Origin of the sequence: Pseudomonas rossensis (assembly GCF_039888995.1) — a bacterium.
In the GTDB taxonomy this organism is placed as follows: Bacteria; Pseudomonadota; Gammaproteobacteria; order Pseudomonadales; family Pseudomonadaceae; genus Aquipseudomonas; species Aquipseudomonas rossensis.
In genome coordinates this window covers 20,435-46,301 of record NZ_JBBWCB010000041.1, presented here as the reverse complement: position 1 = coordinate 46,301, position 25,867 = coordinate 20,435, and the positions used below count along the sequence as shown (strand labels likewise).

The 25,867-nt window shown below is 59.3% G+C and carries 22 protein-coding genes; 8 read left to right on the top strand and 14 right to left on the bottom strand.

Features of this window, described 5'->3' with window-relative positions:
* The 10 genes from WLY71_RS13455 to WLY71_RS13410 form a co-directional block, all read right to left on the bottom strand.
* Positions 1-305, bottom strand: a 305-nt coding sequence (locus tag WLY71_RS13455) for a calcium-binding protein (RefSeq protein WP_425589923.1), incomplete at its 3' end; no start/stop codon positions are given.
* 200 nt (positions 306-505) lie between these two features.
* Positions 506-4,078, bottom strand: coding sequence for a glycosyltransferase (locus tag WLY71_RS13450; RefSeq protein ID WP_347803930.1), 3,573 nt, complete (start codon positions 4,076-4,078; stop codon positions 506-508).
* 94 nt (positions 4,079-4,172) lie between these two features.
* Complete coding sequence (locus tag WLY71_RS13445) at positions 4,173-5,738, bottom strand: flagellar hook-associated protein 3 (RefSeq protein ID WP_347803929.1); 1,566 nt, start codon at positions 5,736-5,738, stop codon at positions 4,173-4,175.
* 13 nt (positions 5,739-5,751) lie between these two features.
* Complete coding sequence (gene flgK, locus WLY71_RS13440) at positions 5,752-7,818, bottom strand: flagellar hook-associated protein FlgK (RefSeq protein ID WP_347803928.1); 2,067 nt, start codon at positions 7,816-7,818, stop codon at positions 5,752-5,754.
* Between the two features lie 23 nt (positions 7,819-7,841).
* Positions 7,842-9,140 carry a flagellar assembly peptidoglycan hydrolase FlgJ gene (flgJ, locus tag WLY71_RS13435; RefSeq protein WP_347803927.1) on the bottom strand — a complete coding sequence of 433 codons (1,299 nt, stop codon included), beginning with the start codon at positions 9,138-9,140 and terminating at the stop codon, positions 7,842-7,844.
* A gap of 11 nt (positions 9,141-9,151) precedes the next feature.
* Positions 9,152-10,240 carry a flagellar basal body P-ring protein FlgI gene (locus WLY71_RS13430; RefSeq protein ID WP_347803932.1) on the bottom strand — a complete coding sequence of 363 codons (1,089 nt, stop codon included), beginning with the start codon at positions 10,238-10,240 and terminating at the stop codon, positions 9,152-9,154.
* A gap of 27 nt (positions 10,241-10,267) precedes the next feature.
* Positions 10,268-10,963 carry a flagellar basal body L-ring protein FlgH gene (gene flgH, locus WLY71_RS13425; protein WP_347803926.1) on the bottom strand — a complete coding sequence of 232 codons (696 nt, stop codon included), beginning with the start codon at positions 10,961-10,963 and terminating at the stop codon, positions 10,268-10,270.
* Between the two features lie 52 nt (positions 10,964-11,015).
* Positions 11,016-11,801 (bottom strand): flagellar basal-body rod protein FlgG, encoded by a 786-nt coding sequence (flgG, locus tag WLY71_RS13420; protein WP_056742138.1) that lies wholly within the window; start codon positions 11,799-11,801, stop codon positions 11,016-11,018.
* Between the two features lie 45 nt (positions 11,802-11,846).
* The gene (locus WLY71_RS13415; RefSeq protein WP_150655070.1) at positions 11,847-12,587 is read right to left on the bottom strand and encodes a flagellar basal body rod protein FlgF; all 741 of its coding nucleotides are present in this window, start codon (positions 12,585-12,587) and stop codon (positions 11,847-11,849) included.
* 280 nt (positions 12,588-12,867) lie between these two features.
* Positions 12,868-14,430, bottom strand: a complete 1,563-nt coding sequence (locus WLY71_RS13410; protein ID WP_347803925.1) for a sigma-54-dependent transcriptional regulator — start codon at positions 14,428-14,430, stop codon at positions 12,868-12,870.
* Positions 14,431-14,710: 280 nt separating this feature from the next.
* On the opposite strand from WLY71_RS13410, the gene phhA reads away from it, so the two are divergent.
* The 6 genes from phhA to WLY71_RS13380 all read left to right on the top strand — a co-directional run bounded on the left by phhA (position 14,711) and on the right by WLY71_RS13380 (position 19,087).
* Complete coding sequence (phhA, locus tag WLY71_RS13405) at positions 14,711-15,496, top strand: phenylalanine 4-monooxygenase (protein WP_347803924.1); 786 nt, start codon at positions 14,711-14,713, stop codon at positions 15,494-15,496.
* A 104-nt stretch (positions 15,497-15,600) separates the two neighbouring features.
* Positions 15,601-15,957, top strand: a complete 357-nt coding sequence (locus tag WLY71_RS13400; RefSeq protein ID WP_129442142.1) for a 4a-hydroxytetrahydrobiopterin dehydratase — start codon at positions 15,601-15,603, stop codon at positions 15,955-15,957.
* On the top strand, positions 15,957-17,150 hold the full coding sequence (locus WLY71_RS13395) for an amino acid aminotransferase (protein ID WP_425589922.1): 1,194 nt from the start codon (positions 15,957-15,959) through the stop codon (positions 17,148-17,150). Before WLY71_RS13400 ends, WLY71_RS13395 begins: the two co-directional genes overlap by 1 nt.
* Positions 17,151-17,367: 217 nt before the next feature.
* Positions 17,368-17,499, top strand: a complete 132-nt coding sequence (locus WLY71_RS13390; RefSeq protein WP_008156098.1) for a hypothetical protein — start codon at positions 17,368-17,370, stop codon at positions 17,497-17,499.
* 71 nt (positions 17,500-17,570) lie between these two features.
* Positions 17,571-17,768, top strand: a complete 198-nt coding sequence (locus tag WLY71_RS13385) for a hypothetical protein (protein ID WP_347803923.1) — start codon at positions 17,571-17,573, stop codon at positions 17,766-17,768.
* Between the two features lie 104 nt (positions 17,769-17,872).
* The gene (locus tag WLY71_RS13380) at positions 17,873-19,087 is read left to right on the top strand and encodes an MFS transporter (RefSeq protein WP_347803922.1); all 1,215 of its coding nucleotides are present in this window, start codon (positions 17,873-17,875) and stop codon (positions 19,085-19,087) included.
* Here the strand turns inward: WLY71_RS13380 and arfB are convergent.
* Together arfB and WLY71_RS13370 are read right to left on the bottom strand one after the other, a co-directional pair.
* Positions 19,084-19,497, bottom strand: a complete 414-nt coding sequence (gene arfB, locus WLY71_RS13375) for an alternative ribosome rescue aminoacyl-tRNA hydrolase ArfB (RefSeq protein WP_008010994.1) — start codon at positions 19,495-19,497, stop codon at positions 19,084-19,086. The two genes, WLY71_RS13380 and arfB, sit on opposite strands and share 4 nt — an antisense overlap.
* Before the next feature lie 216 nt (positions 19,498-19,713).
* Positions 19,714-21,129: an amino acid permease gene (locus WLY71_RS13370; RefSeq protein WP_347803921.1), complete on the bottom strand. Its 1,416-nt coding sequence runs from the start codon at positions 21,127-21,129 to the stop codon at positions 19,714-19,716.
* Between the two features lie 930 nt (positions 21,130-22,059).
* Between WLY71_RS13370 and WLY71_RS13365 the strand changes: the two genes are divergently transcribed.
* Positions 22,060-22,197 carry a hypothetical protein gene (locus tag WLY71_RS13365; protein ID WP_008156111.1) on the top strand — a complete coding sequence of 46 codons (138 nt, stop codon included), beginning with the start codon at positions 22,060-22,062 and terminating at the stop codon, positions 22,195-22,197.
* Between the two features lie 69 nt (positions 22,198-22,266).
* On the top strand, positions 22,267-23,232 hold the full coding sequence (locus WLY71_RS13360; protein WP_347803920.1) for a M29 family metallopeptidase: 966 nt from the start codon (positions 22,267-22,269) through the stop codon (positions 23,230-23,232).
* 60 nt (positions 23,233-23,292) lie between these two features.
* Here the strand turns inward: WLY71_RS13360 and rluB are convergent, their stop codons facing one another.
* Together rluB and scpB are read right to left on the bottom strand one after the other, a co-directional pair.
* Positions 23,293-24,591: a 23S rRNA pseudouridine(2605) synthase RluB gene (rluB, locus tag WLY71_RS13355; protein ID WP_347803919.1), complete on the bottom strand. Its 1,299-nt coding sequence runs from the start codon at positions 24,589-24,591 to the stop codon at positions 23,293-23,295.
* A gap of 276 nt (positions 24,592-24,867) precedes the next feature.
* Positions 24,868-25,857: an SMC-Scp complex subunit ScpB gene (scpB, locus tag WLY71_RS13350; protein ID WP_347803918.1), complete on the bottom strand. Its 990-nt coding sequence runs from the start codon at positions 25,855-25,857 to the stop codon at positions 24,868-24,870.
* Positions 25,858-25,867: the final 10 nt, after the last annotated feature.

The following is a 25,867-nucleotide window of genomic DNA, read 5'->3' as shown; positions in this document are numbered from 1 at the left end:
GTATTGGCAATAGTGGTGCTGAAGGTGTCGTTGAACGCCGTGCCAATCACCTTCTCGATATTGAGCAAGGTATCGCCTTCGGCATCACCGCCAATGCCGGGCTTGCCCGTACCGGCGCGAATGTCGACATTGACTGCCGCACCGGAGACCGAATAATCCACCGTATCGAACCCTGTGCCACCGTCCAGTTTGTCGGCACCGGCACTTCCCTTGATCACATCATCACCACCCAGGGCATTGATCTCATCATCCCCACCGGTACCTGTCAGCGTATCCACGCCGTTTGTCCCGTTTATCACTGCCATTTCGACTTCTTCCTTGCCATGTTGTTGAACCAGATACCTGCAGAAAACGGCGCCCGGCGAGCGTCGTCACATCCTCGTTTCAATAATGTTTATCCCGACGCTTTCGGCAAATCCAACTCGAACTGGAGAAGAAAAATCACCTTGGAATAAAAAACAGGCGACATAAAGTCGCCTGTTTTCAAGGGATGGGTCGAAGCCAATCAGTCCGGCAACCAGCCCCACAACCAGTGATTGAGGTTGTCGCCACGCAACATGAAATCGCGGTGCACCGCCTCCTTCAGTTCATCGCCCATACGGTAACTGGCGTCCGGGTCGGCCAGGTGCATGCGGATCGCCTGCAGCCATTCGTCGGTGCTGTTGCTATAGACCTTGGTGCATGGCAAGTGGCCGCGGTAGGCCTCGGTGTCGGTGCAGATCACCGGGTAACCACAGGCGCCATACTCCAGCAAGCGCAGGTTGCTTTTGCAGTCGTTGAAGATATGGAATTCCAGCGGTGCCAGCGCCAGATCGAGGTTCAGGCTGGCCAGTTTGAACGGGTAGCTCTGCAAGCCGATGGTGGAGTGAAACTCGTGAACATACGGGCGCAAGGCGTCAGGGCACATGCCGAAGAATACCCACTCGACCTCGTTCGCCAGCTCGCGCACGACCTCGGCAATGATCTCCAGGTCACCGGTATGGCTGGTGCCGCCACCCCAGCCGACTCGTGGTTTGCTAGAGGTGCGACGACGACTGCTCAGCGTCGCCCATGGGTCCGGCGACAGCATGTTCGGTACCACGCGGATCTCGCTGTGCATGCTCGACAAGGCATCTGCCAGCGGTTGAGTGGTGACCACCACGCGGTCGCACAGGCCGATGCCTTCACGCAACATTTGCTCGGTGTTGACCGGCATGTTACGGGCGTGGGTATTTTTCTTCGGCGCACTGACGACGTAATCGTCGAGTTCGAAAATCCGCAGCGCACTGGAATACTTTTTCATCCGCAGAATGTCGCCGGCTGCGCCTTCGCTATAACGCCCTTGCAGAATGATCGTGTCCGGAGACAGACGCTCGATCTCCACGGTCGAGGGCGACTCATAGGCCACCCGCGCGATCACCCGCCCGACCGCTTCAAGCTCGGCCAGCGGCGCGGTCACCCGGTAGTGGCCGACGGCGCTGCTGTTGACCGGTAGACCGAGAATCAACGGCAAGGCGCGGGTGCAGAACGGACTCCAGTTATTGCGCAGCGTTGGTTCCAGACTGAAGCTGGCCCCCCCAAGACTCAGCGCCGGGCTGTAGGCCGGATCCTTGGCGATCTTCGGCAGCCATTTGCGATAGAAGATTTCCTGTTCATGCTCGCGCAGCGCCAATGTCGAAGGCGACGTCGGCGATACATCTTGCGGCACCCACACCACGTTGGCGTAAGGCGTCCAGACCACCAGATAACCATCCTTGCTCGCCCGCAAACACAAGTCGACGTCGCTGAGGCCCTGGGTGAAGGTCGCTTCATCGAACTGCTCTAGCTCATCGAACACTTGCTTGCGCACCATCAGGCAGTGATTACTCACCGCGCTCCAGTTCTGGGTCACGTGCAAACGCTGCATGTAGCCGCGAGAGCCGGCCGCCTCGCCATGAAACGGCGAACCGACCGGCCCGGCCAGGCCAAGAATCAACCCGGCACTGACGATCGATCCCTCGGGGCTAAGGATGCGGGCCCCGACCACACCCACTTCCGGCCGCCGGGCGTGATTAAGCAATTCGTCCAGCCAGTCGCTGTCGCAGATTACCGTCTGCGCACTGAGCAGCAGCAAGTATTCGCCATGCGCCAGGCTCGCGGCGAAGTTGCGAATCGCCCCGTCGTTGGCGTCACCGGCGTAACGCAGTACTCGCAGCATCGCGGCGCCCAACTGCGCCATCGCCTCCAGCCAATCGAGCATCGCCGGGTCGTCACTGCCGCTGTCGACGATCAGGATTTCGTATTGGCTGTAAGCCGTGCGCTCGATCAAGCCTTCGATACACCGCTGCAAGGCGTACAGCGAATCGCCGGTCTGGATGATGATCGACACCAGCGGACGCGCCCCATGGAGGTAGTCGATACGGTTGATCAACGGCAACGCTTCCTGCCGGATCGCGTGCGCCACACCAATACGATCCAGGTGCGCGCTGACCGTGCCGGCGTTGTTCTCGATCACTTCGGGCAACGATAACCAGGCGGCGAAAGACTGACTCGACTCCACCTGGATTTCGGCGATGTGCTCGATGGTTTGCGGCCCGGCCTCTTCCACCAGACGCCATAACAGATCGTGCGGCGCCAGCTCACCGTGAGCCGAATCGAAACCGCCCAGCGCCATGAAGCGCTGCCGCTCAAAGGCCAGGGTTCGGCCGACGTAGGGATAGGCGCGCATCAGATCGAGGTTGAAATCGGGTTTGAACACCGGGTCGACCGACTCACCATCGACCAGCGCGCCCTCGTCGCTGTAGGCACAGAGAATGCCTGCCGAACCCGCAATGCGTTCGGCCAGGATCAGCAGAGCCGACTCGCGCAAGGTGTCGCCAGCATGAAGCAGATAAAACCAGTGGGCACCTTCCAGTTGCGGTACCACCGCGTTGAGCTGTTGCGCCCAATCAGCCTGGAACGGCAACTGCACCACGCGATCGTCGGCCACACACAAGGCATCAGAGAGCACCACCACTGCTTGCGGCGTGTAAAGCTGACGGCTGATGCTTTGCAACGTAGTGTTCAGCGCAGCACTGTCAGCGCCGCTATCGATCACGATCGGCACGATCTGCGGACGGAACGCCCAGCTGTCGATGCGCTGCGGCAAGAGCCGTTGCTCGACATCGGAGAACCTGCGGATCGCCAGCCATTCGCGATAGAAATCGGCGTAGCTTTCGCTCTCCCCGCCCACCCGGCCATTCACCACCGTGTTGCGGTTGCCTAGGATGCGCACCACGCACAACTCTTCCCAGGCGTGGGGCTGGTCGGTGATTTTGGCCAGTTCGATGTAGCGCACCCAACCCGATGCCGGTGCCGATTCACCGCTGCGCGCCGCCAGCATCTGCGAAAGCCAGCTCCACTCCATGGCCGCGGCCTTGACCATTTCCGGGGTTTTGCTCAGACGCTCCGGGTACAAACGTTCGGTACTCAGCACAGTGCTCAGCGACACCAGATTGCCACGACGCATCAAACACACAAACAAGGCGAAATCGAGCATGGCGACGAAACCGGCGCCTTCCTGAATCAGCGCCGGCAACAGCTCCAGCACGTCAACGCGACGCATCAGGGTCGAACTGAAATTGCCGAGGAAATTCTTCGGCGTGCCTTCGAAGATCGCCAGCATGTCATCGCCCTTGAGCAAGGCGTCGTTCGGTGAGAACCGACAGTTGTCGACCCGTGGCGGCAGGATGAAATTACCGGCATCGCTGAGCATCCGCAGGGCAAACACCACATTCACGTCTGCGTGGTCGATCAACACCTGCGCCTGCAAGGCAACGCTCGGTGAAAACAGACGGTCGTCGTCGCACAGCACTTTGATGAACTCGCCCCGGGCTTCTTCGACGCAACGCAATACGTTCTTCTGCAAGCCCAGACGCTGCGGATTACGCAAGTAGCGAACCGGGTGAGCCGGCTCGATGAAGGCCTCGACAACATCGCGGATCTCGTCGCTGGACGAATCGTCACAGATGACGATCTCGATGTTCTCGTAGGTCTGGGCGAGTGCGCTTTCCAATGCCTGACTGAAGAAGCGCGGGTTGAAGGCAGGGATGACGATACTGACAAGGGGGCGTTGATTCACGGCGGAAAACTCTCGAGCGGCGGGCCTCGACCCTTTCAGGCAGAGGCCCCGGAACCGCTTAAAAAAGACGGTTAGCAGCCCGGCAGGCGCAAACTCAGACCTTGTTGAACAAGCCCAACTGAGCAATCTTGCTGAAGGCCAATTGCGAGGCTTGCAGCATGGTTTGCTGCAAGGTCAGACGGGTCATCACCTCAGCCGGATCGGAATCACGTATCGACGATTGGGTCTGGGCATTGGCCAGCTTCAGGCTCTGGTTGGTATCGCTCTGGGTGTCCAGGGCAGCACCGCGTCCACCGACTGAACTCAAGGCGCTGGACAACTGATCGGTACCGCTGGCCAGGTTGGCAATGCCCGAAGCCAATGACGCCTGCAATTTCTGAGTGGCGATCGGGCTACCGTTGGTTGGCGTATTCAGTGCGGTTTTCAACTGGCTCACGGTGTCCAGAATGTTCTGGGTTTCGTGAGTGTTGACCGCGATGCTGAACTGATCGTTGGCAGCTGGCGTACCGCTCAGGGTGAAGCTCACACCCGATGCGGTGGCGACGCTGCCGGCCATGGTCCCGGTAGACACCGGCTTGCTGTTGGCGGTCAAAGGCGCTGCGTACAGTTCGAAGTCGGTGGCGCTGGTGAACTTCATGACCGCCGAGCCGGTCGGGAAACTGGCGTGGTAGTTGACCGGGTTGGTGATGCTGCTGCCGGTGACTTGCGCCGTCGACGGGTTGCCTGGACTGCGGGTGGCGGTGAATGTGTCAGGCTTGGCTGCCAGCGTAAAGCTGTGACCCGGCAACACTGTAGCCGCGGTTTCACCGGCGCCCAGATTGATATTCAGGGTCAGCTCGACACCTCGGAAAGTGACGGCCTGGCCGGATTTGGTGGAAGGATCGAACGCACCGCCCTGACTGGCTTCGGCGGTCACGTCGTTGCCGGCCGAGTCGGTAATTTTCAACTGCGTGCCGCTGACGAAAGCAACGGTGTATGGCTCGCCGCTGCGGAACTTGTTGTTGTAGGTTACGCCCGACGACACCTGGCCGTTGGACAACACCACTCGACCATCATCCACCGCCGGTGCAGTCATGGTGACCTGGCTACGGCTGGTGTTGATCGCTTGCTGGAACGCGTCCCAACCGGTGCTGTTGGTGGCCATCGACATGGTGTCGCCGATCGCCAGGTCAAGGGTTACCTGGTCACCGTTGTAGCTGTAGGTCCCGTCGTTGTTACGCGTGAACGGCACGGTGTCGCCCTTGGAACCAGCGAAGATGTATTTGCCGTTTTCGTCCTTGCTGTTCATCAGGCTCAGCAATTGCTCTTCGATCTGCCCCAACTCCGAAGCGTTGGCCTGACGGTCGGCATCGGTGTAACCGGCGCTGCCCGCACCAACGGCCAGTTCCCTGGCGCGCTGCAAGACGTTGCCGATGCTAGTCATCACCGCTTCGGCGGTACCGAGCGTCGCCTTGATGGTCGTGGCGTTGGACTCGTACTGATCAAGCATCGAAGCCTGCTGACCCAATTGCAACAGACGCGAGGCGCCAACCGGATCATCAGCAGCCGTGTTCACGCGAACCAGGCTGCTGGCCTCTTCGCTGCTCTTGACCACGTTGGCGAAGTTCTTCTGATAGTTCGCAGCCGAGGACTCGTAAAACTGGGCGGTAGAAATGCGCATGGGCTACGACTCCTTAAATGCTGTTGATCAGTGTGCTGAAGATTTCCTGCGCAGCCTTGATGATCTGCGAAGAGGCGGTGTAGTACTGTTGATACTTGACCAGGTTGCCGGTTTCCTCATCGAGGTCGACACCCGAAAGCGAGTCGCGCGCACCTTTGGCGTTCGCCAGGATGGCTGAGGTCGCGGCGCTGTCGAGCTTGCCCTGGGCGGCCTTGGAGCCAACGCCTTCGACCAGTTTGCCGTAAGCGTCGTTCAGGGAAATACCTTTGCTGGCGGAGCCGGTGTCCACGGTCTGCGCGGTCTGCAAGCCGGCCAGTGTGGTGCCGTTACGGTTGTCCAGGCTGCCCGGCTGACTAAGCGAGACGTTGATCCCGGCGCCGTTGCTGGGGGAGCCGGCGATGGTCATGCTGAAGGCCGCGGTGTACTGAGTGGCAGGCGCAGGCGGGATCGGCGCGCCCGTGGCATCCTTGAGCGGAATGCTCAGGTTCAGGGTGTTGCTCTCACCTGGCTTGATGGTGCCGCTGCTGATCAACCCGCCCTTGGCATCCAGGAACTGGTAGGTCTGGCTGGTGCCGTCGGCGGACACCGCACCAAATACCACCTTGGTCGGCGTGGAGTTTTTCAGGCCGTTTTGCATCGCGGTTTTGGTGGCCGCGTCGTAGATATCGAATTGGGTGGTCAGGGTCGGTTGGCCGCTGGCCGGAATGGTCAGGGTGCCATTGCCACTGCCGCTCGCCGCAATGGCAGCGCCCAACGGTGCCGCAATGGCCAGACGTTTGGAGTCGGTCATCTCGGTCTTGATGTTGGCGGCCGCGTTACGGGTCGGGGTGATCTTGAAGGTATCGCCTGCAGCCGCGGTGCCACTTGTTAGCTTCAAGGAAAAACCGTCGATCACCGGCGCAGGTGTGGTCGCCGTGTTGAAGCTGCCCATAGACGTATTGTCTGGCAGGCGCTGCACGGTGTAGTCGGTGGCGCTAGTGAACGTCACTTTGTAATCGTTGATGGTCAGCTTGCCAGTGTCTTCGATGCTGACATCGAAGTTGCCCGAGCCCACGCTGTTATTGCCGGAGGCGATGCTGCGCTGAGCCATCTGCGCGGCACTGTTGATGCTGTTGAACAGGTTCGAACCGAAGTCACCGTTCTTGTCGATGCCCTGGGCCTGGATGCTGTTCATCTGATCGGCGACGACCAGAGCGACGCGACCCAGTTCATTCATGGCAGGGTCCAGCACGGTGCTGCGATAACGCAGCAAACCCCCGATTTCGCCACCGGTCATGATCGACGTGATATCGATGGTGCTCGAACCACGATTGAGTTGCAGAGACAAGCGGTTCGGGTCGTCTTTGCCCGGCACGACTTCGAGTTTGTTGACGGTGTTGCCCATGACCAGCGGCTGGCCGCTGCCCAGATAGATATCGACGTTACCTTCGCGTTCGACGATCTGCGCGCCGGTAAAGGTCGAGAGCTGGCGTACGGTCTCGTTACGGGCGTCGAGCAGCTCGTTCGGCATGCCGCCGGCGCTGGAAATCTCGGAAATTTTCTGGTTCAACTGCGCCACGGTGGCGGCCAGTTTGTTGACCTGATCGGCCATGTTCGTCAGGTTGCCATTGATGTTCGCGTTCTGCGCGTTCAACTGGCTGGACACCGAATTGAAACGGTTGCTCAAGGCCTGGGCATCGCTGAGCAGCAACTGGCGTGAAGCGTCGTCACCCGGCTTGGCGTTGACGTTCTGTACCGAGGCGAAGAACTTGGTCAGTGCGCCGTTCAGGCCGGTGCCGCTGTCCGACAGCAGTTTGTCCAGCGGCGTGACCTGGCCCAGGTACGCGGCCGAATCACTGTTGAGCGACGTGGTGGTCTGCAGTTGGGCGTCAAGGTAGCTGTTGTACACCCGGCGCACATCGGCCAGCGTCGTACCAGTGCCGATGTAGACATTGCCGAACTGCTGCGAGGCTTTGGTGCCCTGCACGGTCTGCTGACGCGAGTAACCCGCGGTGTCGACGTTGGCGATGTTGTTACCCGTCGTCATCAACGACGATTGGCTGGCTGACAGCCCCGACATCCCGATGTTGAGCAAACTCATGGTTCAGACCTTATAGCTTATGCCTATAGAGGCGTGGTGGTAGCGCCCGCCGCAGCGTAGTTCTGGTAACTCGTCATCTGCTTGGCTATCTGCGAAATCTTGCTTGCGTAGTCCGGGTCGGTTGCGTAACCGGCCTTTTGCAACTCGCGCACAAACTGTTCTGGGTTATCGGCCGACTTCACAACATCTTGATAGCGATTGTTGGTTTGCAGCAGCGTCACAAGGTCATGGAAGCTGTCCTTGTAAGAGTCATAGGAACGGAACTGAGCCGTCTCCTTGACCATCTCGCCGTTCCTGAATTCGCTGGTGATTGCCCGCGCCGATTCGCCTTTCCAACTGTTGCCAGCCTTGATGCCAAACAGGTTGTGACTGCTGCTGCCATCCTGGGCGCGCATGACCGATTTGCCCCAACCGGTTTCCAGGGCGGCCTGCGCCACCAGGTAACGCGGATCGACACCAATGCGTTCGGCGGCCTCTTTGGCCATTGGCAGCATGGTGTTGACGAATTCGTCGGCGGAACTGAACGCTTTCTTCGCCGGTGCCAGCGGTATTTGTGCCATGGCACGGCCATAAACCTGCAGGCGCCCGCTGGATGTCGCATCCGTTTGCGAAGCCAGCCAATCGCCGTTGTACAGGGGACCGGCACCGGTCTTGGTGCTCTGCGGCATTTGGATGTTGTTCTGCGCCGTCGTGACGGTCGCGGCAGTGGTCGATGCCGACGGCACCAGCCCTGCGAGCAAGCGGTCGGCCAGTTTCGGCGGCAGCGCCAGACGTCGCTGATTGATCAGCGCCATATCATTGCGATGAGTGCCCTCGCCCGCACTTGCCGACTTCACCGAGCGCGAAGCCCACAACGGACGCTCGCCATTGAGGCGCGACAGCGGCCCGTTGGTGGCGACCGTACCGGCGGCAATCGGGGTTTCCACGGCGGCTTTCGCGGCAGCTTGCTTGGCGGCTGACGCGGCAGCGGCCTCGCCCGGGGCCAGCGGTTTGTTCTTCGACATCTGACGCATCAGCACGTCAGCCAGACCAATACCACCACCCTCGCGGGACATGGAAACGGCCAACTGCTGGTCGTACATTTCCTGGTATTGCTTGGCTGCCGGCGTGTTGAGCGGATTGTCCTGGCCCAGCGCGTCGGTGGCCGAGCGCATGGACTTGAGCATTTCACCGAGGAACAGCGACTCGAATTCCTGCGCAACCTTGCGCATGTTCGCGTCACTGTCCTTGTCGCCGACCTTGAGCTGGTTCAAGCGATTCAGGTCCGAATAGGAACCCGAATCGTTGCTGCTGACCCCCAATCCGCCCTTGCGCATATCCATGGTCGCCGTCCTCAGATCACGATCAGGTCGGCTTGCAACGCGCCGGCCTGTTTCAGTGCTTCGAGGATGGCCATCAAGTCACCCGGTGCCGCGCCGACCTGGTTCACCGCACGCACGATTTCGTCGAGGGTGGTACCCGGACCGAACTTGAACATCGGCTTGGCTTCCTGCTGGGCGTTGACCCGCGAGCGCGGCACGACCGCCGTCTGCCCATTGGACAGAGGGCCGGGCTGGCTGACGATCGGGTCTTCGGTGATGGTCACGGTCAGGCTGCCATGGGTCACGGCGGCCGGGGAAACCTTGACGTTTTGGCCGATCACGATGGTGCCGGTCCGCGAGTTGATAATGACTTTCGCCACCGCCTGACCCGGGTCGACTTCAAGGTTCTCGATGATCGACAAATAGTCGACGCGCTGACTCGGATCAAGTGGCGCACTGACGCGAATCGAACCGCCGTCGATGGCCTGGGCAACGCCAGGGCCGAGCATGTTGTTGATCTTGTCGACGATGCGCTTGGCCGTGGTGAAGTCCGAACGGTTGAGGTTCAGCGTCAGGCTGTTGCCCTGGTTGAAACCGCTCGGCACCGAACGCTCAACCGACGCACCGCCCGGGATACGACCGGCCGACGGAACGTTGACGGTGATCTTCGAACCGTCACGACCTTCGGCGTCGAAACCGCCGACCACCAGGTTGCCCTGAGCGACCGCATAGACGTTGCCGTCGATACCCTTCAGCGGCGTCAGCAGCAAGGTGCCGCCGCGCAGGCTCTTGGAGTTACCGATGGACGATACGGTGATGTCGACCTGCTGACCCGGCTTGGCGAACGCCGGCAAATCAGCACTGATCGACACCGCCGCGACGTTCTTCAACTGCACGTTACCCGAACCCGCCGGCACCTTGATGCCGAACTGCGAGAGCATGTTGTTGAAGGTCTGCAAGGTGAACGGGGTTTGCGTCGTCTGGTCACCGGTGCCGTTAAGTCCGACCACCAGGCCGTAGCCGATCAATTGGTTGGAACGCACGCCGGAAATACTGGCGATATCCTTCAGCCGCTCGGCTTGAGCACCGAAGGCTGCGCTCATCAGGAACGCAGCCACCATCAGGTGTTTGAAATTCAACGTAGCCACCTAGAAAGGGAACAGCGGGCTGAGGAAGAAACGGTCGAACCAGCCAGGCTGACTCGCATCGGCAAATGCACCGGTGCCCGAATAGGTGATGCGCGCATCGGCGACGCGGGTCGACGACACAGTGTTATCGGTGGCGATGTCATCGGATCGAACCATACCGGCAATCCGCACCAGCTCATCGCCGGTGTTGAGGGTCAGCCACTTCTCGCCGCGCACGGCGATGATGCCGTTGGGCAACACGTCAGCAACCGTTACCGTGATCGAACCAGTCAGGCTGTTGCTCTGCCCGGACTTGCTGTCGCCCTTGGTCGCGCGGTCGCCTTCGTAACCGACATCCAGACTGAGGTTGCCGCTACCCACCGGATCGTTGGTGCTCAGGCCACCCCCGAAAAACGAGCTCAGACCGATGTCGGTCTTGCTGTTCTTGCCAATTTGCGAGTTGGCGTTCTTGCTGGCCTGGGTGCGTTCATTCAGGGTGATGGTGATGATGTCACCGACCCGGAACGCCTTGCGGTCGCTGTACAGGTTCTGTTCGAAACCGGCCTGGTAGATCGAGCCGTTATTGGCGGCAGCCGGCAGCGGTGTGCGCGGCAACACCGGGGCGTAGTAAGGGTCATTGGGCTTGGGCGGCGGGGCAACGCAGCCCGCGAGCACGACGGCCCCACTCAGTGCCAGAACAGATACGAAGTGATTCATGACCCTACCTCACGGTGTTGCAGGCGACCTGATGGCCGCCTCATAGACTTGATTACAGATTCTGCGTTACGAACGAGAGCATCTGGTCGGCGGTAGAGATCACCTTGGAGTTCATCTCGTAAGCACGCTGAGTGGTGATCATGTTGACCATCTCTTCAACGGTACTGACGTTCGAAGTTTCCAGGGTGTTCTGCAGCGTGGTGCCGAAACCGGCCAGGCCCGGGGTGCCGACTTGCGGCGCGCCGCTGGCAGCGGTTTCCAGGAACAGGTTGTTGCCCACAGCCTGCAGACCGGCCGGGTTGATGAAGTCGGCGGTTTGCAGGTTGCCGATCACCTGGGATGCCGGGTTGCCGGCAACGGTGATGGACACGGTGCCGTCGCGACCGACCGTGAAGGTCTGGGCATCGTTCGGGATGACGATGGCCGGTTCCAGGGCGAAGCCGCTGGCGTTCACGATCTGACCGTTGGAGTCCAGGTGGAACGTACCGTCACGGGTGTAGGAAGTCGTGCCGTCCGGCTGCAGAATCTGGAAGAAACCGCGACCGTCGATGGCCATGTCCAACGGTTGCTCGGTGGTTTGCAGACTGCCGGCGGTGAAGTTTTTCTGGGTGCCGACAATGCGCACACCGGTACCCAATTGCAGACCCGACGGCAGTTCACTGTCCTGGGTCGACTGGGCGCCTGGCTGGCGTTTGATCTGGTAGAGCAAGTCCTGGAACTCGGCGCGGTCACGTTTGAAACCCGTGGTCGACACGTTGGCCAGGTTGTTGGAAATGGTCGTCAGGTTGGTGTCCTGGGCGGACAGACCTGTTTTGGCAACCCATAGAGCCGGAAGCATTCGATTCTCCTCGTGCGCCTGTTTTACGGCGCGACGTTCTGATAATTAGCTGATCTGCAAGACCCGAGCCATGGCCTGGTCATCGTCTTTGGCGGTGTTCATCATCTTGATGTGCAGCTCGAACTGCTTGGCCAGGGCCAGCACCGAGGTCATCTCTTCCACGGCATTGACGTTGCTCGACTCAAGGAAACCCGAGACCAGTTTGACGTCGGCATCGGCTTGCGCCGGCTTGCCGTCCTTGGTGTGGATTGAACCGTCCAGGCCTTTGGTCATGTTCTTGAAGTCAGGATTAACCAGCTTGATGCGGTCGACTTCCGCCATCACGCGAGGACCTTCACCCATCGCACGAATGCTGATGGTGCCGTCCTCGCCCACTTCGATTTGCTGCTCGGGCGGCACGGCAATCGGCCCGCCATTGCCCATCACCGGCATACCGTTGCCGGCCCGCAGCACACCCAGGGCGTCGACGTTCAGGCTGCCGGTGCGCACGTAGCTTTCGCCGCCGTCAGGGTTCTGCACGGCGATCCAGCCATTGCCTTGCACCGCGACATCGAGGTCGCGGCCGGTTTCCACCAATGCGCCAGGGGAAAAATCGGTGGCCGGACGTTCGGACAAGGCAAACGCACGCGCCGGAAAGCTGTCACCAAACACCGGCATCGAACGCGCCTGCTCCAGGTCTTTCTGGAAACCGTTGGTGGAGATGTTCGCCAGGTTGTTCGCATGAGCCTTCTGCGCCAGTGCATTCTGGCTGGCGCCGGTCATTGCCACATAAAGGTACTTGTCCACACTCTTTCCTCTGCATGCCGGACGTTTGCCGCCCACCGCTGTACTGCTGAGCCATAAGCAATTTGCAGACCAACTTTTTTCTGGCGGCGCAGGGCCCGGCAAACAAAGGACTTGAGGGGTTTTGCGGGGAATGGGGAAATGTATCGAAGTCGAAAAACCGGCGGTGTTATGCCGCTTTGCGGCAACAGATCAAAGGATCGCAGCGTGCCGCAGCTCCTACAAAAGAAATGCGATCACCTGTAGGAGCTGTCGAGTGAAACGAGGCTGCGATCTCTTGACCTTAAGCCTCACCTCCCTTTCCAACTTCATACTCACGCAACTTATTGGCAATGGTCGTATGCGAAACCCCCAATCGCTTGCCCAGTTGCCGACTGCTCGGGTGCTCGGAGTACAAACGCTCCAGCACCGCCTTCTCGAAACGCCCGACAATCTCGTCCAACCCGCCCTCGAGCGAGAAATCGCCAAGTGGCTGACGCACGCCGTAATCCGGCAGGCGAATATGCTCGGCCTTTACCGTCCCGCCTTCGCACAGGGAAACGGCCTGGAACAACACGTTCTCCAATTGCCGAACATTACCCGGCCAATGGTAGTGACTGAGCCGCTCCATCGCCGCCGGCGCCAGTTTCGGTAGCGGGCAACCGATCTGCCGACTGGCCTGATCAAGGAAGTGCTCCACCAGCGGGGTCAAACCATCGAGGCATTCGCGCAGTGGCGGAATGTGCAGTGAAAGCACGTTCAAACGGTGATACAAATCCTGGCGAAACTCACCCCGCGCGCACAACTCGGACAGGTCGACCTGCGTCGCGCAGATCACCCGTACATCCAGATAAACCTCTTCATCGCTGCCCACACGACGGAAGCAACCGTCCTGCAGGAAACGCAGCAACTTGACCTGCAAACGCGGGCTCATTTCCCCGACACCATCGAGAAACAGCGTACCGCCCGCCGTCAGCTCCAGCAGACCGAGTTTGCCTTCTGCCCTCGCCCCTGCGAAAGCGCCGGGGCCGTAGCCGAACAGCTCCGTCTCAGCCATGGATTCCGGCAGGCCGGCGCAGTTGAGCGCCATCAACGGTGACTGCCCCCGCGGACTCGCCAGGTGGCAGGCTCGCGCCAACAACTCTTTACCCGTACCGGTTTCACCTTCTATCAATAGCGGCGCATCCAGCGGCGCCATGCGTCGGGCTTCGCGCACCACCGCGGCCATCACCTTCGAGCTTTGGAAAATGCTGTCGAAACCGCGCAGCTCCTGCTTGCGCACGTTATAGATGCGCTCACCGACCCGGTCGGCGCGGTGCAGCGTGAGTACCGCGCCGGCCATGGCTTCGCTGTCGTCATGCTCCGATTGCAGTGGCGCGATGTCGGCGAGAAACACGTCGCCCTTGACCTTGACCCGCAGCCCGTTGATCCGTGACTTGTTGGCGCGCACCAGTTCTGGCAAGTCGAAATCCTCCGCGTAACGCGACAGCGGAATCCCCGGCACCTCATCTACCCGCACGCCGAGCAACTGCGCCGCCGCGCGGTTGGCCGCGACGATCGAGCCGCCCATGTCGATCGACAGCACCGGAAACTCCAAGGCGCCGAGCAACGCATTGAGCTCCATGTGCCGACGTTCGCTGGGCATCAGCCCTACGCGCTTGACGCCAAAAACTCCGGCAATCGATTCGAATTTCGGACGCAACGCCTGAAACTGAATGTTGATCAGGTTCGGGCAATGCAGGTAGATCGCATTGCCATGCTCACCGCCGACCTCGCCGCGAGCGACGTTGATCCCGTACTCCACCAGCAGGTTGAGAATGTCGCGCAGAATGCCGATGCGGTTCTGGCAGTGGACTTTGATACGCATAAAAAGGCCCGAAACAGGAGTGATCGAGGGCCTGAGCCAGAAATTTTCTGCCCAGGCGCCAACTTAGTCGTCAAGATTATGTGACACCTGCACGCCATTTCAAACCCGCAAATCTCAATCCCTGCGCCATAGCGGCCGATCCGTAACGAATACTTTACAAAAATCGACGAATTCTCCTACGCACAGCGCGACTCACGTGCTGCAACGCCGCATTTCTTGAGGTATTTCTAGGTCCATAGCAGGACATAACAAGAACGAAATCCCCTAGCAGGAGAGCAGCATGAAGCAGACGCAATACGTGGCTCGCGAGCCCGATGCGCAAGGTTTTATCGACTACCCCGCCGAAGAACATGCGGTGTGGAACACGCTGATTACTCGCCAACTGAAAGTGATCGAGGGTCGTGCGTGCCAGGAATACCTGGACGGTATCGAAAAACTCGGTCTGCCCCACGACCGCATTCCGCAACTCGGCGAGATTAACAAGGTCCTCGGTGAAACCACTGGGTGGCAGGTCGCCCGGGTTCCCGCACTGATCCCCTTCCAGACCTTTTTCGAATTGCTCGCCAACAAGCAGTTCCCGGTAGCGACGTTTATTCGTACCCGCGAAGAACTGGATTACCTGCAAGAGCCGGACATTTTCCACGAGATTTTTGGCCACTGCCCGCTGCTGACCAACCCTTGGTTCGCCGAATTCACCCACACCTACGGCAAACTCGGCCTGCAGGCTTCCAAGGAAGAACGCGTGTACCTGGCGCGTCTGTACTGGATGACCATCGAGTTCGGTCTGGTCGATACTTCAGAAGGCCTGCGCATCTACGGCGGCGGCATTCTTTCTTCTCCAAAAGAAACCGTTTACTGCCTGTCGAACGAACCTGAACATCAGGCCTTCGATCCGCTGGAATGCATGCGCACGCCGTATCGCATCGACATCCTGCAACCGCTGTACTTTGTCCTGCCGAACCTCAAGCGCCTGTTCGACCTCGCCCACGAAGACATCATGGGCATGGTCAAGCAAGGCATGCAGTTGGGCTTGCACACACCAAAATTTCCGCCAAAGGCTGCGTGATCCGCAGCTTTTAGAATCAAGTGAGCCTGTCAGGAACCGACGCTTTGGTTTAGCGTGGTGACACTGACGGCCGATTTCCAATAATTCGATTTCAGGAACCCATCATGTCCACATTAAACCAAGCCCACTGCGAAGCCTGCCAAGCCGGCGCTCCTCAGGTCAGCGACGAAGAACTGCCGGTACTGATCAAGCAGATCCCGGACTGGAACATTGAAGTGCGCGACAGCGTGATGCAGCTGGAAAAAGTTTTCCTGTTCAAGAACTTCAAGCACGCGTTGGCGTTCACCAACGCCGTCGGTGAAATCTCCGAGGCCGAAGGTCATCACCCAGGCCTGCTCACCGAGTGGGGCAAAGTCACCGTGACCTGGTGGAGCCACTCCATCAAAGGCCTGCACCGCAACGACTTCATCATGGCCGCGCGCACTGACGAAGTGGCCAAGGACGCCGAGGGCCGCAAATAATGCATTTCGACGCCATCGGCCGAGTACCCGGCGACCCGATTCTCGGCCTGATGGAGGCCTATGCGCAGGACCCCAACTCGCGCAAATTCGACCTCGGCGTGGGCGTCTATAAAGATGCCCAGGGCCTGACACCGATTCCCCAGGCCGTGAAGCTCGCCGAGCAGCGCCTGGTGGATAGTCAGACAACCAAGACCTACATCGGTGGTCACGGCGAACCGGCGTTCGGCAAGGCCATCGTTGAATTGGTGCTGGGTGCCGATTCCCCGCTGATCGCCGAACAACGGGCCGGCGCAACGCAAACGCCGGGCGGCACTGGCGCGCTACGCTTGAGTGCCGACTTCATCGCTCAGTGCCTTCCGGGCCGTGGCGTGTGGCTGAGCAACCCGACCTGGCCGATTCACGAAACCATTTTCGCAGCGGCCGGGGTCAAGGTCAGTCATTACCCGTACGTCGGCAGCGATAACCGCCTCGACGTCGAAGCGATGCTCGCAGTTCTCAACGAAGCGCCGAAGGGCGATGTGGTGCTGCTTCACGCCTGCTGCCATAATCCGACCGGTTTCGATCTGTCCCATGACGATTGGCGCCGGGTGCTGGACGTGGTGCGCAGTCGCGATTTGGTGCCACTGATCGACTTCGCCTACCAAGGCTTCGGCGATGGCCTGGAACAGGACGCCTGGTCGACCCGGTTGTTCGCTGCCGCCTTGCCGGAAGTGCTGATCACCAGTTCCTGCTCGAAGAACTTCGGCCTGTACCGCGACCGCACCGGCGCACTGATTGTCTGCGCGAAAAACGCTGACAAGCTGGTGGATATCCGCAGCCAACTGGCCAACATCGCCCGCAACCTGTGGTCGACACCGCCGGATCACGGCGCTGCTGTGGTAGCGACCATCCTCGGTGATCCGGAGCTGAGAAGCCTCTGGGCCGACGAAGTGGAAGCCATGCGTTTGCGTATCGCCCAACTGCGCAGCGGTTTGGTTGAAGCGCTCGAACCTCATGGTTTGCGTGATCGCTTTGCGCACATCGGCGTGCAGCGCGGGATGTTTTCCTACACCGGTTTGACGCCGGAACAGGTCAAACAACTGCGCGATCATCACAGCGTTTACATGGTGGGCACTGGCCGGGCCAACGTGGCAGGGATTGATGCCACACGCCTTGATTTGCTGGCCGAGGCAATCGCCGAAGTCTGCAAATAACCATTAAACCCTGCACAGCCCCCCTGTGGGAGCGAGCCTGCTCGCTCCCACATTTGTTTTGTGTCGCCCCCTCTTGCAGACCTGTCTAGACAATCCCATCCGTCGCAACAATTGGATATAAAAGTCTATTTGTCATTTCTCCTGCTGTATCCTTCCCAGGCTTTTTTAAAAGCGCGGATCTACCAGATCTATCAACAGACTTTGCGAGGAGCGCGATATGCACGAGATCCCTAATCTCCCCTTCCCAAGCCTGCACGAAACTGAGCAGACGCCCACGCAACAAGCCGGTGCCCAACAGCCCGAGCCGAAAGAAGCCACTGAACGCCGCAAGGCCGACAGCGAAGACTGATTCACCTGCAATGCCAGACCGTGTGGAAAGCGCTAACATGCGCTTTCCACACCGCCTGAACCCTTGAGCACATGACCGACGACTTCACTCCTCCTTTTGATGAAGAGCTGCAGGCCAGCGTCCTGATCGGCACCACCGAGAAGATGATCGAGATCTGGAATCGCCTTTCCCCCGAGAAACGCGCCGCACTGCTCGCCCGCTTCGGTAGCGAAGAAAACGCCCTGGCCGCCTTGGTCACCACGCACTTGGTCGCTCCCGCCAACCCCTGATTCATCCCCGCCCGGCAAATAGTTTTACTTTTTCCACGACCATTAGCCGCTCGCGCCGCTATCATAAGCAGCCTATCTATCCTGCTTACCCGTGGATCTTTACCATGTCTGAAAACCAGCGCCCCCTGGCGGTCACGGTGCAAGTCGTTTCCATCGTCCTGTTCACCTTCATCGGCTATCTGAATATCGGCATTCCCCTGGCCGTGTTGCCGGGCTACGTCCACAGCGACCTGGGCTTCGGCGCGGTCATCGCCGGCCTGGTGATCAGCGTGCAATACCTGGCCACCCTGCTCAGCCGTCCGTATGCCGGGAAAATCATCGACAACAAGGGCAGCAAACTCGCCGTGATGTACGGCCTCGCCGGCTGCGGTTTGAGCGGCGTGTTCATGCTGATTTCGGCCTGGACCCAGAGCCTGCCGACCTTGAGCCTGATCAGCCTGTTGATCGGCCGTCTGGTGCTCGGCAGCGCGGAAAGCCTGGTGGGCTCCGGTTCGATCGGCTGGGGCATCGGCCGGGTCGGCGCGGCGAATACAGCCAAGGTCATTTCCTGGAACGGCATCGCCAGTTATGGCGCACTGGCGGTCGGCGCACCGCTGGGCGTGCTGCTGGTCAGTCAATTGGGGTTGTGGAGCATGGGCGTGAGCATCGTGTTGCTGGCCGTCCTCGGCCTGGTGCTGGCCTGGCCAAAAACCGCCGCGCCGATTGTGGTCGGTGAGCGTTTGCCGTTCATGCATGTGCTGGGGCGCGTGCTGCCACATGGTTGCGGTCTGGCGCTGGGTTCCATCGGTTTCGGCACTATCGCGACTTTCATCACGTTGTATTACGCCACGCAGCATTGGGACAACGCGGTGCTGTGTTTGAGTTTGTTCGGTGCCAGTTTCATTGGTGCGCGGCTGCTGTTCGGCAATCTGATCAACCGCCTCGGCGGCTTTCGCGTGGCGATTGTCTGCCTGTCGGTGGAAACCCTCGGCTTGCTGCTGCTATGGCTGGCGCCGGACGCTCATTGGGCACTGGCCGGTGCGGCGCTAAGCGGGTTCGGTTTCTCGCTGGTGTTCCCCGCGCTAGGGGTGGAAGCGGTCAACCTGGTGCCGGCCTCAAGTCGTGGTGCGGCAGTCGGGGCTTATTCGTTGTTCATCGATTTGTCGCTGGGGATTACCGGGCCGCTGGCCGGTGCGATTGCGGCAGGCTTTGGTTTTGCCTCGATCTTCCTGTTCGCTGCACTCGCCGCGTTGAGCGGTATGGCTCTGAGCGTCTACTTGTACCGGCAGGCGCCAAAGCACCTTAATGAAAAGTACCGTGACGAACGAGAAGCCCGCTAAAAATCGACCTTGCCGCGCCCGGCCTTGATGCTGCCACGCTTGGTCTTGGATTCGAGCCGACGCTTCTTCGAACCGAGGGTCGGTTTGGTCGGGCGACGTTTCTTTTCTACCTTGGTGGCACTGAGGATCAACTCGGTCAGCCGTTCCAGCGCATCCGCGCGATTGGCTTCTTGCGTGCGGTATTGCTGGGCCTTGATGATCAACACCCCTTCGCTGGTGATGCGACTGTCACGCAACGCTAGCAGCCGCTCCTTGTAGAACTCGGGCAAGGACGAGGCCGGAATGTCGAAACGCAGGTGCACCGCGCTGGAGACCTTGTTGACGTTCTGCCCACCGGCGCCCTGGGCGCGAATGGCGGTCAATTCGATCTCGGCATCCGGCAGATGCACGTTGTTGGAAATCACCAGCATGGAAAAGGGTCCGTATTCAGAACGCGCAGGATACCCCGAATGAACTGAAAGAATGCGGTCCCTGTGGGAGCGTGGCTTGCCCGCGATTCAGGCACCGCGGTTCATCAGGCACACCGCGTTATCGTTCATCACGGGCAAGCCACGCTCCCACAGGTTTTGCAGCGCGCACAAAAAACCCGGCACATTGGCCGGGTTTGTTGTTTCTGCGTACTACGCTTACTTCGCGTTTGCAGCCTGCAACGCATCCTGAGCACTGCGCTTGTTCTTGATGCCGTAGCAAATCCACATGAACGCGACCCACACCGGAATCGCATACACCGAGATCTGAATCCCCGGAATCAGCAACATGACGCCCAGAATGAACACCACGAACGCCAGGCAGATGTAGTTCCCGTACGGGTACCAAAAGGCCTTGAACAGCGGCGTCTGGTTGGTCTTGTTCATGTGCTGGCGGAACTTGAAGTGCGAGAAGCTGATCATCGCCCAGTTGATCACCAGGGTGGCAACCACCAGCGACATCAACAGTTCCAGCGCGTTTTGCGGGATCAGGTAGTTCAGCAATACGGCAATCAATGTCACCGCCGCCGAAGCAAGGATCGAACGCACTGGCACGCCGCGCTTGTCGATCTTCGACAAGGCTTTCGGCGCATCGCCCTGCTCGGCCATGCCCAGCAGCATGCGGCTGTTGCAGTAGGTGCCGCTGTTGTACACCGACAGCGCCGCGGTCAGGACCACGAAATTGAGGATGTGCGCAGCGGTGTCACTGCCGAGCATCGAGAACACTTGAACGAACGGGCTGCCGCTGTAGGAATCACCCGACGCGTTCAGGGTCGCCAACAGGCTGTCCCATGGCGTCAGCGAAAGCAGGATAACCAACGCACCGATGTAGAAAATCAGGATCCGGTAGATCACCTGGTTGATGGCTTTCGGGATCACGGTTTTCGGCTTGTCGGCTTCAGCTGCGGTGAAACCGAGCATTTCCAGGCCGCCGAAGGAGAACATGATGATCGCCATGGCCATCACCAGGCCGCTGACACCATTCGGGAAGAAACCGCCGTGGACCCACAGGTTGGTCACCGACGCTTGCGGGCCGCCGTCGCCGCTGACCAGCAGGTAGCTGCCGAGCGCAATCATGCCGACGATGGCCACGACCTTGATGATCGCGAACCAGAACTCGGCCTCACCAAAGACTTTGACGTTGGCCAGGTTGATCAAGTTGATCAGGACGAAGAAGCCGGCTGCCGAGACCCACGTCGGGATGTGTGGCGCCCAGTAGTGGATGTATTTACCGACCGCGGTCAGCTCCGACATGCCCACCAGAATGTACAGAATCCAGCAGTTCCAGCCCGACAGGAAGCCGGCGAAACCGCCCCAGTATTTATGGGCGAAGTGGCTGAAGGAACCGGCGACTGGCTCTTCGACGATCATTTCGCCGAGCTGGCGCATGATCATGAAAGCAATGAAGCCGCAGATGGCGTAGCCGAGAATCATCGACGGGCCGGCGGATTTCAGTACGCCGGCCGAGCCGAGGAACAGCCCGGTACCGATCGCGCCACCGAGGGCGATCAGTTGAATGTGGCGATTTTTCAGGCCGCGTTTCAGCTCGCCTGAATGCGAGTTTTGTCCACTCATGAAAAGGGTCTCACGCAAGGTTTGATGATGTTCGTTAGACGTTGCTGCTCGGTTGCGATTTCAAGCAGCGCCGATCAAACCCCAGCGAAGGCAAAAGGAGTTCAGCGTTTTTACAACGGTCATGCGTCACCTGTTTGTTTTTATCTGTGACGAAATCGAACCCGACACGCTTGTGGCGCGGCGGAGTGAACAAGGCGGATAGCCTTGAGGTTTGCGCAGATGCGCAGGAGGTCACAGTTAAAACGCGGCGCATTGTACACCTGTAACCCCCTGCTGCCAGACACTGCTGGATCAGCGTGTCATTTGCCGGGATTGCCTGTGTCCGCCTCGAGGGTCTCGGGCGGCTGCAAAATTAGAGTCAGACCTTTGCGGGTCATCGACGGGAACGACGGAAAAATCGCTCCACGGGGGGAGATGGAGATCAGTCACGGCGTACATTGCGCCTCCTTCTTGTTATGCACCTGCACGACAGGCATGGGGCGCATCTCACCCTTCAACCGCGCCTGAAACAAGCGGGCCAGAGCCCTGCGGAAGGGTCAATTGGCTGTTAGGCGGAAGGTTTTCCTTACATCCCTTCCGCAAGCGCGAAACCAAGGGCTTTGAGGCTTGATTTCGTCAGTATTTCTTTACATGCCGTAACGTAAACTTACCGAATCAGATCTGGCTGTAGGTTGACTGCAAATTGACGGTAGGACGTATCCTTAGGGAAAGGTCGAGTTAGTTTTTTGTTTTTTATTAACAAATTGCTTAATGAAAAACAGAATAAAAAGTTCAAACAAATCTTATTTGATTATTTTTTTGCAATTTAAAAACCTGTGAACTAGGTTTTCAGCGACTTGCCGAGACGCATCAATCAGCAAGTTGGCGGGTTATTCAATGACTGAAAACGCGCCGCAGCACTTACCGAAAAAGTCATCTAGGAGATTCACAATGCAAGCACTTGAAAAAGACTTGGAAACTGAACTGCAACTGGACGATTGGTTTGAAGCACCGACCCATGACGCCGCCGTTGAAATGATGCAAGCCGATGCGGTTGTTCCGTTCGGCACAGCGATGTGGCCTCTGTAAGACATCCCGGCAGGCACGATCCGGCCGGTTGTGCCTGCCACTTTTTCTCGGTTTGTCAGGGAGGACTACATGGATAAGCAACGCGCCATTTCGCATTTCCTTTACTACCTCGAACATCACCCTGCCGTTGCCGGCATCAACCCGGCGAAGGTCTTGCTCGGCCACACGGCTGATTACCAGGCACTGACGAGCGCCATCGCCGAACAGGCCGGTGCCAGCCCACGCTTCAGTTTCAGCGCGATGCGACTGGATCTGGAACCCACGGAATTGCTGGCCCAGGCGATTGCCGACAGCGATCTGTACATTTTTTTCTACGATTCTTCCACCCTGCCCAACCCACGCCCCGACGGCCCGGAATTTGTCCGCGCGCTGCAAGGCGTCATGGCCGAGAACTGGAAGAAGTCGCTGCTGTTCAAGGATTACGGCGATTACTTCTACGACACGTTCAGTGTCACCCCGCAGCGCATTGCCGGGTTGAACAGCCACTTGATCCAGCGCATGTCCCATGCCACCACGTTAAGTTTCAAAGATGATCACGGCTCGTGGTTCGAAACACCGTTGAGTAGTATCAAGAAGTGGACCGACATCAACGGTGTCGGCAACTTCGATCTGGCACCTGGTGAAATTGCCACGCACAGCGAGGCCATTAACGGCCGGGTCAAATTCATGGGGACTTTTCTCAGCACCATTCCATTTGCCCGCAAATACGGGGTGCTGGAGTCGCCGCTAGAGTTGTGGATCGAAAACTCGACCATCAGCAAAATCGCCACCGAGGTGCCGGGGCTGGAACATGACTTCAACAAGTACCTGGAGGCCAATCCATCCAATCGGCACATTGAGGAGTTGGGGATCGGCACCAACGAAGGCGTTAAAGCGTTGTATGCACGCAATGCAGGGTTTGAGGAGCGCCATTGCGGGCTGCATCTGGGATTGGGGGGTGGCGCGAAGGGTAGCCATCATCTGGACCTGATCTTCTCCAGTGGCGTGTTGGCGCTGGATGATGAGCCGGTGTTTGATGGGCGGTTTGTCTTCTGATTAGCCAGACGAAAAAAAACGCCAACCCGAAGGTTGGCGTTTTCATGTGGCGCTTACCAATTACTCAGGCTTGCGACGACCGAAGCCTGGACGCTGGCCCGAACCGGCTGGCGCACCACGGCGTTTGCCCGATGGAGCGTCCTTGTCGACCAGAACGATGCCTGGACGCTTCTTCGCCGGTGCCTTGGCCGGGCGCTTGGTGTCGGAAGGACGGTCTGCCACCGGCGTACCGCGACCCGACTCACCACGAGACTCGCCACGACCGGCTGGAGCACCGCGATCACTACGACCACCGCTTGGTGCTCCACGGCCTTCGCCGCGCTCGGTGCGACCATTGGCCGGACGTGGCGTGCGTGGACCGCGCTCGCCGTCAGCACGAGGTGCTGCTGGTTTGCGGGCTGGACGCTCGCCTTCGATATGCGGTTCACGAGTATCACGTGGAGTAGCCGCTGTCTGGTTGCCGACCGCTGGACGCAACGTACGCACGCGCTCGGTCTTGCCCATTGGACGCGACGATTTACGCTGCATGCGGTCGAGCTTGTCTTTGCTCTTGGCGTTCATCTGCGGCATGGCCACAGGCGTCAGGCCAACTTCAGCACTCAGAATGTCGACTTCGTACTGGCTCATTTCGCGCCAGCGACCCATCGGCAGGTCAGAGTTGAGGAACACCGGGCCGAAACGCACGCGCTTCAGACGGCTGACCACCAGGCCCTGGGATTCCCACAGACGACGGACTTCGCGGTTGCGACCTTCCATCACCACGCAGTGATACCAGTGGTTAAAACCTTCGCCACCCGGCGCTTGCTTGATATCGGTGAACTTGGCCGGGCCGTCTTCGAGGACGACGCCAGCTTTCAGACGCTCGATCATCTCGTCATCGACTTCACCACGCACACGTACCGCGTACTCACGGTCCATTTCGTAGGAAGGGTGCATCAGGCGGTTGGCCAGCTCACCGTCGGTGGTGAACATCAGCAGGCCGGTGGTGTTGATGTCCAGACGACCGATGTTGATCCAGCGACCTTCTTTCGGGCGCGGCATCTTGTCGAAAACGGTCGGACGGCCTTCCGGATCAAGGCGGGTGCAGATTTCGCCATCCGGCTTGTTGTACATGATCACGCGGCGTACCGACTCGGCGGCTTCTTCGCGCTTGATCACCTTGCCATCAATGGTGATGGCGTCGTGCATGTCGACGCGCTGCCCGAGGGTGGCGTCTTTGCCATTGACCTTGATGCGGCCGTGACTGATCCAGGCTTCTACGTCACGGCGCGAGCCGACGCCGATACGGGCGAGGACTTTCTGCAGTTTCTCGCCTGCTGGGCCGATTTCCTGGTCGTCTTTCTGGTCGTTGATACTCATCTGGGCACCTCCCGGTGTGGTCTGTTCAGGCCTGGCCTGAAGAGTTAAAAGCTGGTACTTGGGCGAAGGGATCGCCGAAGGGTCGAGAATCATACGCTCATGGGAGCGTTCGCGCATCAGAGACTAGCTGATCAATGGAGACTTACTTGTTTTTCCGCCGACCGGCTTTGTGTAGGAGCCGAGCTTGCTCGCGATGACGTCGGCACATACAACATCAAAGTGACTGGAAGACTGCTATCGCGAGCAAGCTCGGCTCCTACAGTTTTTGAAGTCAGGTTAATCGTCTTCGAATGCGCGGCGTTCGGCCTCGATCGCTTCGGCGAGGGCCCGGGCTTCGGCTTCTTCGTCGGTCAACTCGGGCTCGGGCTTGTGTTGTTCAAGGGCGGCGACAGCGGCCAGGAGTTTTTCGCGAGCTTCGGCAACACCCAGCACATCATCTTCTTGTTCCTGCTCTTCTTCGACTGTAGCTTCGGGCTCGACCTGAAGTTCAACTTCGATTTCAGGCTCAAGCTCGGGCTGATCCAGAATCTCCTCGGTCTCAGCCACCGCGTCATCACGCAACAGATCATCAAAGTCGGTCTTGAGCCCCTCCTCCATGGTGTCCAGCTCCAGCAACAACGTGTGGAAACTGGTTTCTTCCTTCGGCTCTTCCGGGTCGGCGCTGGCGTCGGCCAACTCCTGCAGTCCGGCAGGCACCGGCGCGTCGTCGAAATCGAGCACCGGATCAGGCTCAAGCTCGCGCAATTCGGCCAGCGGTGGCAAATCGTCGAGGTTTTTCAAGTTGAAGTGATCGAGAAACGCCTTGGTGGTCGCAAACATCGCCGGCTTACCCGGCACGTCGCGGTAGCCGACGATGCGGATCCACTCGCGCTCCAGCAAGGTTTTGACGATGTGACTGTTGACCGCCACGCCACGCACATCTTCGATCTCGCCCCGGGTGATTGGCTGGCGATAAGCGATCAGCGCAATGGTTTCGAGCATGGCGCGGGAATAGCGCTGCGGCCGCTCTTCCCACAAACGTCCTACCCACGGCGAGAACTTTTCGCGGATCTGCAGACGATAACCGGAAGCCACTTCCTTCAGCTCGAAGGCCCGACCGTCGCAGGACTTGGCGAGAATCGTCAGGGCTTTCTTGAAGACCGGCGGCTCCGGTCGCTCGCCCTCTTCGAAGAGTTCGAACAGGCGTTCAAGCGATTGCGGTTTTCCCGAGGCCAACAGAAAGGCTTCAAGCAATGGCGCCAGCTCGCGGGGTTCAGTCAGGTTCATGATTCAACTC

Excerpts from the sequence above, each read along its gene's own strand:
- WLY71_RS13410 (WP_347803925.1), bottom strand. The coding sequence starts at position 14,430 with ATGCGTATCAAAGTCCACTGCCAGAACCGCATCGGCATTCTGCGCGAC.
- flgK (WP_347803928.1), bottom strand. The coding sequence starts at position 7,818 with ATGAGTTTGCTCAACATCGGGATGTCGGGGCTGTCAGCCAGCCAATCG.
- WLY71_RS13380 (WP_347803922.1), top strand. The coding sequence starts at position 17,873 with ATGTCTGAAAACCAGCGCCCCCTGGCGGTCACGGTGCAAGTCGTTTCC.
- WLY71_RS13430 (WP_347803932.1), bottom strand. The coding sequence starts at position 10,240 with ATGGTGGCTGCGTTCCTGATGAGCGCAGCCTTCGGTGCTCAAGCCGAG.
- WLY71_RS13390 (WP_008156098.1), top strand. The coding sequence starts at position 17,368 with ATGCACGAGATCCCTAATCTCCCCTTCCCAAGCCTGCACGAAACTGAG.
- WLY71_RS13360 (WP_347803920.1), top strand. The coding sequence starts at position 22,267 with ATGGATAAGCAACGCGCCATTTCGCATTTCCTTTACTACCTCGAACAT.
- WLY71_RS13365 (WP_008156111.1), top strand. The coding sequence starts at position 22,060 with ATGCAAGCACTTGAAAAAGACTTGGAAACTGAACTGCAACTGGACGAT.
- flgH (WP_347803926.1), bottom strand. The coding sequence starts at position 10,963 with ATGAATCACTTCGTATCTGTTCTGGCACTGAGTGGGGCCGTCGTGCTC.
- arfB (WP_008010994.1), bottom strand. The coding sequence starts at position 19,497 with ATGCTGGTGATTTCCAACAACGTGCATCTGCCGGATGCCGAGATCGAA.
- WLY71_RS13370 (WP_347803921.1), bottom strand. The coding sequence starts at position 21,129 with ATGAGTGGACAAAACTCGCATTCAGGCGAGCTGAAACGCGGCCTGAAA.
- rluB (WP_347803919.1), bottom strand. The coding sequence starts at position 24,591 with ATGAGTATCAACGACCAGAAAGACGACCAGGAAATCGGCCCAGCAGGC.
- WLY71_RS13395 (WP_425589922.1), top strand. The coding sequence starts at position 15,957 with ATGCATTTCGACGCCATCGGCCGAGTACCCGGCGACCCGATTCTCGGC.
- WLY71_RS13445 (WP_347803929.1), bottom strand. The coding sequence starts at position 5,738 with ATGCGCATTTCTACCGCCCAGTTTTACGAGTCCTCGGCTGCGAACTAT.
- phhA (WP_347803924.1), top strand. The coding sequence starts at position 14,711 with ATGAAGCAGACGCAATACGTGGCTCGCGAGCCCGATGCGCAAGGTTTT.
- WLY71_RS13400 (WP_129442142.1), top strand. The coding sequence starts at position 15,601 with ATGTCCACATTAAACCAAGCCCACTGCGAAGCCTGCCAAGCCGGCGCT.
- WLY71_RS13385 (WP_347803923.1), top strand. The coding sequence starts at position 17,571 with ATGACCGACGACTTCACTCCTCCTTTTGATGAAGAGCTGCAGGCCAGC.
- flgJ (WP_347803927.1), bottom strand. The coding sequence starts at position 9,140 with ATGGATATGCGCAAGGGCGGATTGGGGGTCAGCAGCAACGATTCGGGT.
- scpB (WP_347803918.1), bottom strand. The coding sequence starts at position 25,857 with ATGAACCTGACTGAACCCCGCGAGCTGGCGCCATTGCTTGAAGCCTTT.
- flgG (WP_056742138.1), bottom strand. The coding sequence starts at position 11,801 with ATGCTTCCGGCTCTATGGGTTGCCAAAACAGGTCTGTCCGCCCAGGAC.